This is a genomic window from Arthrobacter sp. StoSoilB5 (genome assembly GCF_019977235.1).
Taxonomy (GTDB): domain Bacteria; phylum Actinomycetota; class Actinomycetes; order Actinomycetales; family Micrococcaceae; genus Arthrobacter.
Genome location: NZ_AP024646.1, coordinates 1,715,772 through 1,727,683, shown reverse-complemented (window position 1 = coordinate 1,727,683; position 11,912 = coordinate 1,715,772). Strand labels below are relative to the sequence as shown.

The 11,912-nt window shown below is 62.3% G+C and carries 13 protein-coding genes; 3 read left to right on the top strand and 10 right to left on the bottom strand.

What is annotated here, in order from left to right; translation table 11 throughout:
• Nucleotides 1-90: 90 nt before the first annotated feature.
• Nucleotides 91-288, bottom strand: a complete 198-nt coding sequence (locus tag LDN75_RS07870) for a DUF3046 domain-containing protein (protein ID WP_263422383.1) — start codon at nt 286-288, stop codon at nt 91-93.
• 59 nt (nt 289-347) lie between these two features.
• Between LDN75_RS07870 and LDN75_RS07865 the strand changes: the two genes are divergently transcribed.
• Complete coding sequence (locus LDN75_RS07865; protein WP_223936579.1) at nt 348-905, top strand: MarR family transcriptional regulator; 558 nt, start codon at nt 348-350, stop codon at nt 903-905.
• 103 nt (nt 906-1,008) lie between these two features.
• Here LDN75_RS07865 and LDN75_RS07860 read toward each other — a convergent pair whose 3' ends face one another.
• The 7 genes from LDN75_RS07860 to LDN75_RS07830 all read right to left on the bottom strand — a co-directional run bounded on the left by LDN75_RS07860 (nt 1,009) and on the right by LDN75_RS07830 (nt 8,724).
• Nucleotides 1,009-1,443, bottom strand: coding sequence for a helix-turn-helix transcriptional regulator (locus tag LDN75_RS07860; protein ID WP_223936578.1), 435 nt, complete (start codon nt 1,441-1,443; stop codon nt 1,009-1,011).
• A 138-nt stretch (nt 1,444-1,581) separates the two neighbouring features.
• Nucleotides 1,582-2,094: a CinA family protein gene (locus LDN75_RS07855; protein ID WP_223936577.1), complete on the bottom strand. Its 513-nt coding sequence runs from the start codon at nt 2,092-2,094 to the stop codon at nt 1,582-1,584.
• On the bottom strand, nt 2,091-2,693 hold the full coding sequence (gene pgsA, locus LDN75_RS07850; RefSeq protein WP_223936576.1) for a CDP-diacylglycerol--glycerol-3-phosphate 3-phosphatidyltransferase: 603 nt from the start codon (nt 2,691-2,693) through the stop codon (nt 2,091-2,093). Before pgsA ends, LDN75_RS07855 begins: the two co-directional genes overlap by 4 nt.
• A 56-nt stretch (nt 2,694-2,749) precedes the next feature.
• Nucleotides 2,750-5,611 carry a DNA translocase FtsK gene (locus LDN75_RS07845; RefSeq protein ID WP_223936575.1) on the bottom strand — a complete coding sequence of 954 codons (2,862 nt, stop codon included), beginning with the start codon at nt 5,609-5,611 and terminating at the stop codon, nt 2,750-2,752.
• 72 nt (nt 5,612-5,683) lie between these two features.
• Entirely contained in the window at nt 5,684-7,375 is a 1,692-nt protein-coding gene (locus LDN75_RS07840; RefSeq protein WP_223936574.1) for a ribonuclease J, read from the bottom strand.
• A gap of 27 nt (nt 7,376-7,402) precedes the next feature.
• Nucleotides 7,403-8,314: a 4-hydroxy-tetrahydrodipicolinate synthase gene (gene dapA, locus LDN75_RS07835; protein ID WP_223936573.1), complete on the bottom strand. Its 912-nt coding sequence runs from the start codon at nt 8,312-8,314 to the stop codon at nt 7,403-7,405.
• 74 nt (nt 8,315-8,388) lie between these two features.
• On the bottom strand, nt 8,389-8,724 hold the full coding sequence (locus LDN75_RS07830; protein ID WP_223936572.1) for a hypothetical protein: 336 nt from the start codon (nt 8,722-8,724) through the stop codon (nt 8,389-8,391).
• Between the two features lie 75 nt (nt 8,725-8,799).
• Between LDN75_RS07830 and LDN75_RS07825 the strand changes: the two genes are divergently transcribed.
• Both LDN75_RS07825 and LDN75_RS07820 read left to right on the top strand, forming a co-directional pair.
• On the top strand, nt 8,800-9,348 hold the full coding sequence (locus tag LDN75_RS07825; RefSeq protein WP_223936571.1) for a TOPRIM nucleotidyl transferase/hydrolase domain-containing protein: 549 nt from the start codon (nt 8,800-8,802) through the stop codon (nt 9,346-9,348).
• Between the two features lie 73 nt (nt 9,349-9,421).
• Complete coding sequence (locus LDN75_RS07820; protein WP_223936570.1) at nt 9,422-10,657, top strand: heparan-alpha-glucosaminide N-acetyltransferase domain-containing protein; 1,236 nt, start codon at nt 9,422-9,424, stop codon at nt 10,655-10,657.
• On the opposite strand, the gene LDN75_RS07815 is transcribed toward LDN75_RS07820, so the two are convergent.
• Nucleotides 10,633-11,121, bottom strand: coding sequence for a hypothetical protein (locus LDN75_RS07815; RefSeq protein ID WP_223936569.1), 489 nt, complete (start codon nt 11,119-11,121; stop codon nt 10,633-10,635). The two genes, LDN75_RS07820 and LDN75_RS07815, sit on opposite strands and share 25 nt — an antisense overlap.
• A 4-nt stretch (nt 11,122-11,125) precedes the next feature.
• Nucleotides 11,126-11,884 (bottom strand): 4-hydroxy-tetrahydrodipicolinate reductase, encoded by a 759-nt coding sequence (gene dapB, locus LDN75_RS07810; RefSeq protein WP_223936568.1) that lies wholly within the window; start codon nt 11,882-11,884, stop codon nt 11,126-11,128.
• Between the last annotated feature and the right edge of the window lie 28 nt (nt 11,885-11,912).

Here is an 11,912-nt window from a genome sequence, read left to right as displayed (position 1 = left end):
GAGCATATCCCCATCCGAACAGATATTCGAACAATGGAGCGGCGTGTCACCGCCAGGGAGCTGGAAGTCCTCGGCTAAACGTGGCCGGGCTTAGCTGGCTGCAGGCTTGATATCCCTGCCTAGCCTGCGTTCCGGAGGGACATCCTGGACTTCGCACATTGCCAGCCAGACCTCGCGTGGCTGGTAGCCAGCAGCCAGCGCCTCCACGGCAGTCCGTCCTCCCACCCCGGCGAGCACCAGGGAATTGGCCAGGACCCGGGAATAGCCCGCCCCGAATTCATCGTCCATCAAACGCCAGAAGTCACTTGCCCTCACGGATAGAGTCTCTCACGGCCCCGGACTCTAGAATGGTTGCCATGAGCAATCCTCTCCAGAGCACGCCTCCTGCGGCCGTGCCAGGCGACGCCGTAGACGACGCCCTTCAGCAGGTGGAACACCAGCTGAGTCTGCTCTGGCGCCGCGCCCGTTCAATCTCGCACCAGTTGTCGCGCCAGGTCCACCCCGACATGGAGCCCGCTGCCTATGGGCTGCTGACAATCATCCGCCGCGAAGGCCCCATCCGCTTGACAGACCTCGCCTCGTGCATCGGAGTCGGCAAGCCCTCGGTGAGCCGCCAGATCGCATTCCTGGAGAGCATCGGCTTGGTCTACAAAGAAGCAGATCCACAGGACGGCAGGGCTCAATCGATTCGTCTGACGGAAAAAGGCGAAGAGAAGATGCATCAGGTCCAGGACGCCCGACGGCAGGTGTTCCGCGAGCGACTCGGTGAGTGGCCGCTGGAGGATGTCCAAACCCTGGCCGACTACATGGGCCGACTCAATGCCGTCTACGGCGAAAGTATCCTCAAGGACTCCACGCTGAAGGATCCGGAATCCGGGGACACCGCCGATCCCTCTGAAGACTGACGCCACTGCGAGGCCGGCTTTTGTCCACATAGCATCACGCACGCGAAAGGTCCCCAGCCACAGGCTGGGGACCTTTCTTGATAATAATTCCTGGTGTGACCCTTTACCGGGCTCCGGAGAGCATGCCCTGCGGGAAGTCGTCGGTAAGGTCAAGGTCGCGACCGTAGCGCTGGGAGAATTCCTGCGGAACGGTGTCCGGAACAGCTACGCCCTCCGCAACGGCCACGCGGTCGCTGACTTCGCGGAGCATGCTGGACAACGGGACGTCCAGGGCGGTGCAGATAGAGGACAGGAGCTCGGAAGAAGCCTCCTTTTGGCCGCGTTCAACCTCACTCAGGTATCCAAGTGAGACGCGGGCGCTGTGCGAGACCTCGCGGAGGGTACGGCCCTGACGCTGGCGGACATCGCGCAGTACATCACCGATTTCGTGGCGTAGTACAACCATTTTGCGCTCCTTCTGTTCGCTCTGTGCCTGATCAGCCAAGCCCACATCCTTCCAGCGGACAACGCCGTTTACGGATACGGGCTGCTTTACCATCTGTATCGCCTTGCTCCCTCGTTCATCCGGTTCGCTGGCTGGCGGACCGGTGTGGTTTCCTACATCCTAGGCGCCCCGGCTGTTCCGAAGCGACACAATGACACAACTATTGGCAATGAGTTTTTGTTCCCGGCTACTTTACGAACGGTAACCAACCCCTCCCAGTGCTTCAAGCAGACGCTCCAGCGCGGCCTCGCAGGCTTGTTGCCTGATACTCTGCCTGTCCCCCGAAAAGGTGAATTCAAACGCATTGCTGCCCATAAGGGTCGCGACGCCAACGAACACGGTTCCTACAGCTTTGCCGTCGTGGGGCTCCGGCCCAGCGACGCCGGTAGTGGAAATTCCGACGTCGGCCAAACAGGCCCGCCTGGCGCCCTCGGCCATGGCCGCAGCTACTCCCCCATCCACTGATCCAACAGCGGCAATGAGGTCGGTAGGAACGCCGAGCATGTTGGTTTTCACGGAATTCTGGTAAGCAATCACGCCGCCCTGCAGCATTCCGGACGCACCGGGCGTGTTGGCAAGGCTGGCCGCCACCATTCCTGCGGTCAGTGACTCGGCCGTAGCCACGGTAAGGCTCTTGCCGAGCGCCAGGGCGACTGCCGCCGTCGCCAGTTCTGACGCTTTGGCAGCGTCTGCGGGAAGGCTCATGCGCGGCGGCCAGCGGCACGAAGCCTGAGCGCCTGGACGACGTATTCCACTCCGGTCCACAGCGTGATGGCGAGGGCGGCCATCATGACCCAGAAGGCCACCATAACCAGCCACGGTGCGATCGCCTCGAGCGGCAGGATGTATAGGAAGATGGCCACCGTCTGGATGACTGTCTTCAGCTTTCCGCCGCGTGAAGCCGGCATGACTCCGTAGCGGATCACAAAGAACCGCAGTGCCGTGATGCCCCACTCACGGACCAGGATGAGGATAGTCACCCACCAGGGCAGTTCCCCGAGGATCGATAAGAGCACCAGGGCTGAACCGATGAGCAGCTTGTCCGCGATGGGGTCCGCGATCTTGCCGAAGTTGGTGATGAGGCCACGCGCGCGGGCGATGTCGCCGTCGAGCTTGTCCGTGTAGATCGCTACGGCGAAGGCCACAACGGCCGCCCATCGCCAAAGGCCGTGCTGGTTGTCATCGGCCACCATGAACCAGACAAAAAACGGAACCAGGACGATGCGGAGCATCGTGAGGATGTTGGGGAGGTTCCAGACGTCGGAGCTGCTGGAAGTGGCGTTGTCACCCTCGGCTGTAGTCACTCCTCTAGGCTACCGTCTCTGAAGCGACCGACTTTAGAGGCGACCGTCATTTGAAGCTACCGCCCGGTGAGGGACCACGCGTCCTCGCCGCCCTCATCCTCGTCATCCGGAGCGTCGGCGCCGTCGTAATACACAACAGCCTGCGTCCTGTTTTCGAGGTCCGCCGCCACGAGGTCTTCGGCATAACCGCCGACGGCGATATTTGAGTTCGCGTTATCGCTCAGGGCCGCCGTGTGTGCGTCGGGCGCGGCCGGCGATTCCTGCCCCTTCATGGCCGCCAGGACAGCTGCGAGGTCGTCGGGCTTGACCAGGACGTCGCGTGCCTTGGAACCCTCCGAGGGACCCACGACTCCGCGGGACTCAAGGAGGTCCATGAGGCGACCGGCCTTGGCGAAGCCCACACGGAGCTTGCGCTGGAGCATCGAGGTTGAACCGAACTGCGTGGTGACAACGAGTTCGGTGGCCTGCAACAGCACCTCGAGATCGTCCCCGATGTCGTCGTCGATCTGTTTCTTGGGGGCCTCGGCGGCGACGTCGTCCCGGTACACGGCCTGCAGCTGGCCTTTGACGTGTTCCACAACCTTATGGATTTCAGATTCGGTCACCCAGGCACCCTGGACACGCATCGCCTTGGACGCACCCATGGGCAGGAACAAGGCGTCACCTTGTCCGATGAGCTTCTCGGCGCCCGGCTGGTCGAGCACAACGCGGGAGTCCGTGACGGACGAGGTGGCGAATGCCATGCGGGAGGGCACGTTGGCTTTGATGAGGCCGGTGACGACGTCAACGGATGGTCGCTGCGTTGCCAGTACCAGGTGGATGCCGGCGGCACGGGCGAGCTGCGTGATGCGGACGATCGAATCTTCGACGTCGCGCGGGGCCACCATCATGAGGTCGGCGAGCTCGTCCACTATCACCAGCAAGTACGGATATGGCTTGATGATGCGCTTGGAATCAACCGGAGGCGTAACCTTGCCTGCCCTGACCGCCTTGTTGAAGTCGTCGATGTGCTTGTAGCCGTAGTTGGCGAGGTCGTCGTAGCGGGCGTCCATTTCACGGACCACCCACTGCAAGGCCTCGGCGGCTTTCTTGGGGTTAGTGATGATGGGCGTGATCAGGTGCGGGACGCCTTCGTAAGCGGTGAGTTCCACACGCTTGGGGTCCACCATGACCATCCGTACTTCGTCCGGAGTGGCGCGCATCAGAATCGAGGTGATCATGGAGTTCACGAAGCTCGACTTACCGGCACCGGTAGCACCAGCAACCAGCAAGTGGGGCATCTTGGCAAGGTTTGCCACGACGTAGCCGCCCTCGACGTCCTTGCCAACACCCATCACCATGGGGTGGTCCGTGCGCCGGGCGTTCTGGCTCCGCAGGACATCGCCCAGGGACACCGTTTCGCGGTCCGTGTTGGGGATCTCGATGCCGATGGCCGACTTGCCGGGAATCGGGCTCAGGATGCGGACATCGCTGGATGCCACCGCATACGAGATGTTCTTGGACAGCGCCGTTACGCGCTCCACCTTCGTGCCGGGAGACAGTTCGATTTCATAGCGTGTCACTGTTGGGCCGCGGCTGAAGCCGGTCACCGCGGCGTCGACGTTGAACTGCGTCAGCGTGTCTGTCAGGGCGGCCACGACGGCGTCGTTCGCTTCCGTGCGCTCCTTCGGTATGGAGCCGGGCGTGAGGAAGTCCGAGGCAGGCAGGGTATAAGTGACGTCCCCAGCCAAGGACAGCTGTTCAGTCCGCTGCGGGATCGGCGTGGGCGGCGGCGGAGGCGTAGCGGGCCTCGCCGGAACCTGCGCCACCGTGGGCGCAGTCATCTCCGGCGTAAGGACGGGAATTGCCTCTGTGGGGTTGTCGATTCCGGGGCTGGCGCCCAAACCCTGGGCGGCCTTGATCTTGCCGACCGCTATCTCCGCTTGGGTGGGGCGGCGTACGCCCGGCGGAACGCGGGGCACAGACGCCTTGGGGGTTTCGTCGTCGTCGACTATTGCGTGCTCAAAGGCCTCGTCACCGACGTAACCTTCCAAACCGGCGTCGGGATCCTCATCCTTGCCGAAGAAGCGCATCCGCTTCTTCTTAGGCTTTGCAACGGCCCCGTTTTCATAAAGGTAGCTGCGATCGTGGGCATCCTTGCCGGACTCGGCGTCCATGAGGTCCACGCCCATAAGATGCTCATAGGCGGAGCGGATCCGCGAAGGAATCGCCCCAAACGGCGTTGCGGTAACGATCAGCACCGACACGAAAGCCAGCACGCTGTACACGATCACAGGAACCGCGGCATGAATGGCAGCAAGCGGAGACGCTGCAAGGAAGCCCAGCATTCCACCCGCCCTGCGCAGCCCGTCGAAGCCATCAGCCACGGTGGGCTGTCCGCCAATGATGTGGGCCAGGCCGGAACCAGCGAAAGTCATGATCATGAAGCCGATGCCAACGCGGTTATTGCCGCGGCCATCCTGCGGTTTGCGGAAGAGGCGGAAAGCGCAGATGAAAAGCATGAAGGGCAAAACGAGCGATATCCAGCCGAAAGTGCCATTGACTACGCTGTAGACGGCATCTGGCAGCCACCCTGTCAGGCCCCACCAGGCGAAGGTGGCAATGGCGATGCCCAGCACGAGATTGAACAGGGCTGCACCGTCGCGGCGATCGGCGGGATCGAGGTCGCTGACGTCGTATCCGATCCGGCGGACTCCTGCGCCAACGACGTGGCCAATACCCTGCCAGGCACCTGCCAGCATGCGCAGGGGAAGTGGGGCATGGGGCTCGACGGCGGCCGACTGCTTGGTACGGGCAGTGCTGCCCCGACCGTTCCTGGGAGTGGAGGCGCTGCTTTTGGATGCAGCTGCGCCCCGGCCTGTGCCGCCGGATTTACTGCTGGAGCTGCCTCGTGGCGTGGAGGAAGTACGGGTCGCCATGGTTGCCACGCTACCCCAAGGGGGCCCGAAATCAGCGGATTTCCGGCCCCCAGGATGCATGTTGCCGGTGGACTACGCTTCCAGGACCACCGGGATGATCATGGGACGGCGGCGGAGCTTCCGGTTCACCCACGTTCCGATGATCCTGCGCACCACCTGCTGCAGCTGGTGGTTGGTGTGGTCGGCATGGTTGAGCACGGCTTCTTCCAATGCGGCGTTGATCTTGGGGATGATTTCGTCGAAGACGGAGTCGTCCTCCGCTACGCCACGTGCATGGATTTCCGGTCCGGAGACAATCTTGCCCGTGGTCCGGTTGATGACCGTGATGATGGAGATGAAGCCTTCGTCGCCCAGGATGCGCCGGTCCTTTAGGTCAGCGTCGGTGATTTCACCAACGCTGGAACCGTCCACATAAACAAAGCCGACCTCCACCTGGCCCACGATGTTTGCCTTGTGGTCCTTCAGGTCAATGACAGTGCCGTTGTCGCTGAGGATGATGCCATCGGAGGGCACACCGGATTCCTCCGCGATATTTCCGTTGGCAATCAGGTGCCGCGTTTCACCGTGAACAGGCATCGCATTGAGGGGCTCAAGGATGTTGTAGCAATACAGCAACTCACCGGCAGCTGCGTGCCCGGAAACGTGAACCTTGGCCGTTCCCTTGTGGATGACATCGGCGCCGAGCTTCAGCAAGCCGTTGATGATGCGGAACACTGCATTCTCGTTGCCTGGAATGAGGCTGGAGGCAAGGATCACGGTGTCGCCTTGGCCAACAACCACGCGGTGGTCGCCGTTGGCCATGCGTGACAATGCCGCCATGGGCTCGCCCTGGGAGCCCGTGGACATGAGGACCACCCGGTCATCGGGGAGGTTGTCAATGTTCTTGATATCCACCAGGATCCCGTTGGGTACGTCCAGGTACCCCAGTTTGGCCGCGATGGCCATGTTCCGAACCATCGAGCGGCCTACGAAGGCAACGTTGCGGCCGTGCTTGGCTGCGGCATCGAGAACCTGCTGGACACGGTGGACGTGGGAAGAGAAGGAAGCCACGATGATGCGCTTCTTCGCCTGTCCGAACAGTCGATCAAGGGTGGGTCCGATTTCCTTCTCGGCGGTGGTGAACCCCGGAACGTCGGCATTGGTGGAGTCGGCCATGAAGAGGTCCACGCCTTCTTCACCCAAGCGGGCGAAGTGACGGAGGTCGGTGATGCGGCCGTCCAAGGGCAGTTGGTCCATCTTGAAGTCGCCCGTGTGGAGGACGGTGCCACCTTCGGTGCGGATGAAGACTGCCAAGGCGTCCGGGATCGAGTGGTTCACAGCGACGAATTCGCACTCGAACGGGCCGAACTGTTCCACCTGGCCCTCGGTAACAGTCAGCGTGTACGGCTTGATCCGATGCTCCTGGAGCTTCGCCTCCACCAAAGCCAGCGTCAACTGCGAGCCGATCAGGGGGATATCGGCTTTGAGGCGCAGCAGATAGGGAACAGCACCGATGTGGTCTTCATGGCCGTGCGTGAGCACTACGCCAACAACATCCTGCAGCCGGTCCTCAATGTAAGAGAAATCGGGAAGGATCAAATCAACGCCCGGCTGCGTTTCCTCGGGAAAAAGTACGCCGCAGTCAACGATCAGCAACTTGCCGTCGATTTCGAAGACCGCCATGTTGCGGCCTATCTCCCCCAGTCCACCTAGCGGAACAATCCGCAGTGTGCCTTTCGGCAGTTTCGGCGGAGTAACCAGTCCAGGAAGGGCTGTTTGGGTCATATTGTGCTTCTTTCCGGCGGAACCGTCCTAGACGTTGAAGTCCATTCCGGCTTCCGCCAAATCCCCGCGGATGGTTTGGATCTCGGCCTCGTCCGGCTCCACGAGGGGCAAACGGACAACCGAGTTGGGCAGGACTCCCTGCCACTTGAGAATCTGCTTGGCGGCTACCGCGCCTTGGACCCGGGTCATGGTTGCACGCACCACGGGTTCCAGTTCAAAGTTGATGGCCCGCGCCTTGGCAAGGTCATTGGCATTCACGGCGTCAATGAGTTCACGGAAACGCCGGGTGGCGACGTGGGTGGTCACGCCTACGAGGCCTACGGCTCCGAGGGCCATCCACTGCAGGGTGAGGCCGTCATCGCCGGAGTAAAACACCAAATCAGTCTCCGCCATGACGCGGGTGGCCGCTGCGAAGTCCGCTTTGGCATCCTTGACGGCCACGATGTTCGGGTGCTTCGCAAGCCCGATCATGGTCTCGGGAGCGATGGCAATGGACGAGCGGCCCGGGATGTCATACAGCATGACCGGCAAGTCCGTGGAGGACGCGATCGTCTCAAAGTGTGCCCGAACGCCGGCCTGGCTGGGCTTGTTGTAATAAGGGGTGACAATCAGGAGGCCGTCGATGCCAATCTGGGCCGCGCGCTGGGAAAGATGCACCGAGTGCGCGGTGTCGTTGGTACCGGTTCCGGCGATGATGGCGGCTTTGCCACCCACGGCCTCTTTGACCGCGCGGAACATGCCGAGGTTTTCTTCGTCAGTAAGGGTTGAGGTCTCTCCAGTGGTACCGGTAACCACGAGTCCGTCGCAACCGTCCTGGACAAGCTTCTCGGCCAGTGCCGCAGCTTGGTCGTAGTCGACCTTGCCATCCTCGGTGAACGGGGTGACCATGGCGGTCAGCAGGGTACCAAGTGCGGGAATGTGGGCGCGGGAGTCAGACATAAGAAAAACGTTACCTTGTCACGGCCATGTTCCGGGAATGGGTTCCGCGTGATGGTCGTCATCGGGGTTGCCGACTACGCGTGCTTGGGCGCCCGAGCCGTACCCTCCGAGCAATACTGCGCCACTGCTTTTTCCTTCAGCTGTTCCGCCCAGGCAACCAAGCGCTGGGAAGCGCGAACGTAGTCGAAGAGCTCCCTTGGCGTGAGGGCTTCAAGGTCGGTTTCAGCCAAACGCCGCGCAAGCTCAGCACCTGGCGCCTGCTCGACCAGGACCGTGCCCTCGCGCTGCCACTGGACGTCCTCCGGCGGTTCACCTGCCACGAGTTGCCTGAAAAGGAAATCGACCACACCCGGGCTCATCGCCTTCATGGGTCCGGCGAGGCCTTCCGGCGGCTTTGGAGCATCGTTCATGCAGCCATGCTATTCGAACATATATTCGAAGACAAGGCCTGTGAGCCAGCACCGCGCGTCCTACATACTGGTTCCATGCGGGTGACGACTGTTTTGGTTGAGGGCGAAAGTGACCGGCTTGCGGTGGAAACACTGGCCGTTCGCCTTGGCCATGACCTGATGGCTGAGCGCGTCTCGGTGGCGCCGATGGGAGGGGCAACCAACATCGTCCGGTTCCTGGACCGCTTCGGCCCGAACGGCTCGGACCACCGGATACTCGGACTTTGTGATGCAGGCGAAGCACATGGCATTGCCCGCGCACTCAGCCGGGCAGGCATAGGGTCCGGTTCCTTGTCTGAGAACGGCTTCCACGTTTGCCATGCGGACCTGGAGGACGAACTCATCCGCTGCCTTGGGATCGATGCCGTGCTCAACGTGATTGCGGCCCAAGGAGAGCTTGCCTCATTCCGACTCCTCCAACGGCAGCCCTCACTACGCGATAAGCCGACATCGGCGCAACTGCGCCGGTTCTTCGGGGGACGCAGTGGTAACAAAATCCGCTACGCATCCCTGCTCGTCGACGCACTGCCGGCAGGACAGGCACCCCCGCCGCTCGGTCGCCTCATTGAATCACTTCCGCTATGAGGCATCCGTCCGCGAAGGCTGCTTGCAGTCCGCTTCACAGCCGGACTAAAGCAGCTTGTGAGACGATCGCAGCATGACTTCGCAAGAGACGGCGCCAGCCCGGAAGGTGCCCCGGGGAGGCAAAGTCTCCACCCGCCTTACGGGCATAGATGCCGCCCGCGGCCTGGCCTTGCTGGGAATGATGGCCACCCATCTGATGCCGACGTTCGGCCCCTCCCCCCAATGGGAACCTACCTGGGTGGGACTGGTTTTCTCGGGCAGGTCCGCTGCACTGTTCGCAGTCCTGGCGGGAATTGGATTGGCACTCACCACCGGGAAACAAGAGCCGCGCCACGGCATGGACCTCTGGGCAGCGAGAAGCGGTGTTGCGATGCGTGCCTTGGTGATTGCCGTCGTCGGCCTTGCGCTTGGAGGCCTGGACGTCAACATAGCGATCATCCTGGTGCACTACGCCGTCTTGTTCGTGTGCATCCTGCCCTTCCTGGGGTTGCGGTTGAAAGCCCTCTTGGTGTGGGCGCTCGGCTGGATATTGGTGGCTCCCCTGCTGGCCTACCTCGTCCGGCCCTGGCTGCTCGACGCGAACCCGCCCTTGCAGTTGGGACACAACCCGAACACCGAGGACCTTCAAACGCCGGGACGCCTCATCGCCGACTTGTTCTTCACGGGGTACTACCCCGTGTTCCAGTGGATCGCTTACCTGCTGATCGGACTGGCGATCGGCCGTTTGGCGCTCACGACGCCGAAGATCCAGTTGCTGCTGTTCACCGGTGGATCCGCCGTGGCGGCGTTGGCAAAAATCCTGGGAACCCTGGCCATGGAGTTATGGGGCGGCCGCGCCGCACTGGAAGCACTGCCCGGAACGCGGGGATACCCACTGGAAAGCATGCTCCAGGTAAACCTCACCGGGTTGCAGCAGGTGGATTCGTGGTGGTGGCTGGCAAGCGCGGCACCACATGCCGGCACCACCCTGGACCTGCTTCATACCGGCGGCGTGGCTGCCGCCGTCGTGGGTTTGTTCCTGATGCTCGGCACCCTGGCCGAACGCATCAAAGTCAACTTCCTCATATTCCTCAGTGGTCCGGGCGCCATGACCCTCACGTTGTATTCAACCCACGCGTGGGTGGTATCCGGTTTCCACAACAAACCACTGCCGGCCGGGTGGACTGACGAAGGAATGTATTGGACGCAGGCCCTTGCTGCAGTAGGCATCGGCGTGTGCTTTGCCCTCTTCCGGCGGCGGGGTCCACTGGAGTGGGTGGCCCACCAGGCGTCGAGGCTGGGCAGCTACCGCCCGGCAGCCGTGGGCTGAGAGCGGAAGAGCTTCACGGCGTCGCGCATTGAAGCGCGGGCACGTTTGCGATCGCCGGAGGCGTCGTAGGCGCAGCTCAAACGGAACCAGGAACGCCAATCCCCGGGTGCTGCCTCGGCCTCCGCCCGGTACTTTTCGAACTCGGCGTCAGCGGCAGCACGGACAATCCGACCACCGGGCGTGCGCGGCAAGGTGTCCACCGGCAGGCCACCCTCGGCCTCCAGAACCTTGGCCATCTGTTCGGTACGTGCCCCAAACAACAGCTCGCGAATGAGTGCCCAAGCGCCAATCACAGGCAGGACAAGGTAGGCGGCGCCGATGCCCTTCGCCACCAGGTTGGGATCACCAAGCAACAGGATGGATCGCTGGAGGGACACCACCAGATACAGCACCAACAGCAAGGTGATGGCACCAACCCAGATCTTGGTGCGGTTTTTCTTCACTGCAGCCCACAGAGATCCCATGGCCCTAAAGCCCCAGGTCCAGGTAGCCGTCCAGGCCCACAGTCAGGCCGGGATGGTCCGCGACTTTGCGCAGCCCGAGCAGGACACCAGGCATGAATGAGGCCCGGTCGAAGGAGTCATGGCGCAGCGTCAGCTGTTCTCCGGGACCACCAAAGAGCACCTCCTGGTGCGCAACCAGCCCTCGGAGACGCACGCTGTGGACGCGTACACCCTCAACATCGCAGCCCCGGGCTCCGTCCAAGGACGTTTGCGTGGCGTCAGGACTTGCAGGCACCCCCGCTTCCTGGCGAGCCTCCGCAATCAACTGCGCAGTGCGGACGGCCGTGCCCGAAGGTGCGTCCACTTTGTTCGGGTGGTGAAGTTCGATGATCTCCACAGACTCGAAATACTGTGAAGCCTTGGCCGCGAAGGCGGATGCCAGCACGGATCCGAGGGCAAAGTTCGGGGCGATAAGGACGCCGGTTTCCGGATTCTGTTCCAGGAGCGCGCGCAAGGATTCAAGGCGCTGCGCATCCCACCCGGTTGTTCCGACCACAGCATGGATGCCGTGCTCGACGGCGAAGCGCACGTTGGTCTCGGTGGTGTCCGGAACAGTCAAGTCCACAACGTACTTGGCACCTGTGTCCAGCAATGCCTGCAGGGAATCGCCGCGACCAAGAGCCGCCACCAGCTTCATATCGTCGGCTGCTTCAACAGCCTTTACGGCTTCAATTCCCATGCGCCCGTAAGCGCCCAGCACTGCAACAGCAAGTTGTTCGGTCATGCCTTTAACCCTACCGCCGGGCCGGGTA

Coding starts and splice junctions, on each gene's coding strand:
- LDN75_RS07870 (WP_263422383.1), bottom strand. CDS start 288: ATGGACGATGAATTCGGGGCGGGCTATTCCCGGGTCCTGGCCAATTCC.
- LDN75_RS07865 (WP_223936579.1), top strand. CDS start 348: ATGGTTGCCATGAGCAATCCTCTCCAGAGCACGCCTCCTGCGGCCGTG.
- LDN75_RS07860 (WP_223936578.1), bottom strand. CDS start 1,443: ATGGTAAAGCAGCCCGTATCCGTAAACGGCGTTGTCCGCTGGAAGGAT.
- LDN75_RS07855 (WP_223936577.1), bottom strand. CDS start 2,094: ATGAGCCTTCCCGCAGACGCTGCCAAAGCGTCAGAACTGGCGACGGCG.
- LDN75_RS07845 (WP_223936575.1), bottom strand. CDS start 5,611: ATGGCGACCCGTACTTCCTCCACGCCACGAGGCAGCTCCAGCAGTAAA.
- LDN75_RS07840 (WP_223936574.1), bottom strand. CDS start 7,375: ATGACCCAAACAGCCCTTCCTGGACTGGTTACTCCGCCGAAACTGCCG.
- dapA (WP_223936573.1), bottom strand. CDS start 8,314: ATGTCTGACTCCCGCGCCCACATTCCCGCACTTGGTACCCTGCTGACC.
- LDN75_RS07830 (WP_223936572.1), bottom strand. CDS start 8,724: ATGAACGATGCTCCAAAGCCGCCGGAAGGCCTCGCCGGACCCATGAAG.
- LDN75_RS07825 (WP_223936571.1), top strand. CDS start 8,800: ATGCGGGTGACGACTGTTTTGGTTGAGGGCGAAAGTGACCGGCTTGCG.
- LDN75_RS07820 (WP_223936570.1), top strand. CDS start 9,422: ATGACTTCGCAAGAGACGGCGCCAGCCCGGAAGGTGCCCCGGGGAGGC.
- LDN75_RS07815 (WP_223936569.1), bottom strand. CDS start 11,121: ATGGGATCTCTGTGGGCTGCAGTGAAGAAAAACCGCACCAAGATCTGG.
- dapB (WP_223936568.1), bottom strand. CDS start 11,884: ATGACCGAACAACTTGCTGTTGCAGTGCTGGGCGCTTACGGGCGCATG.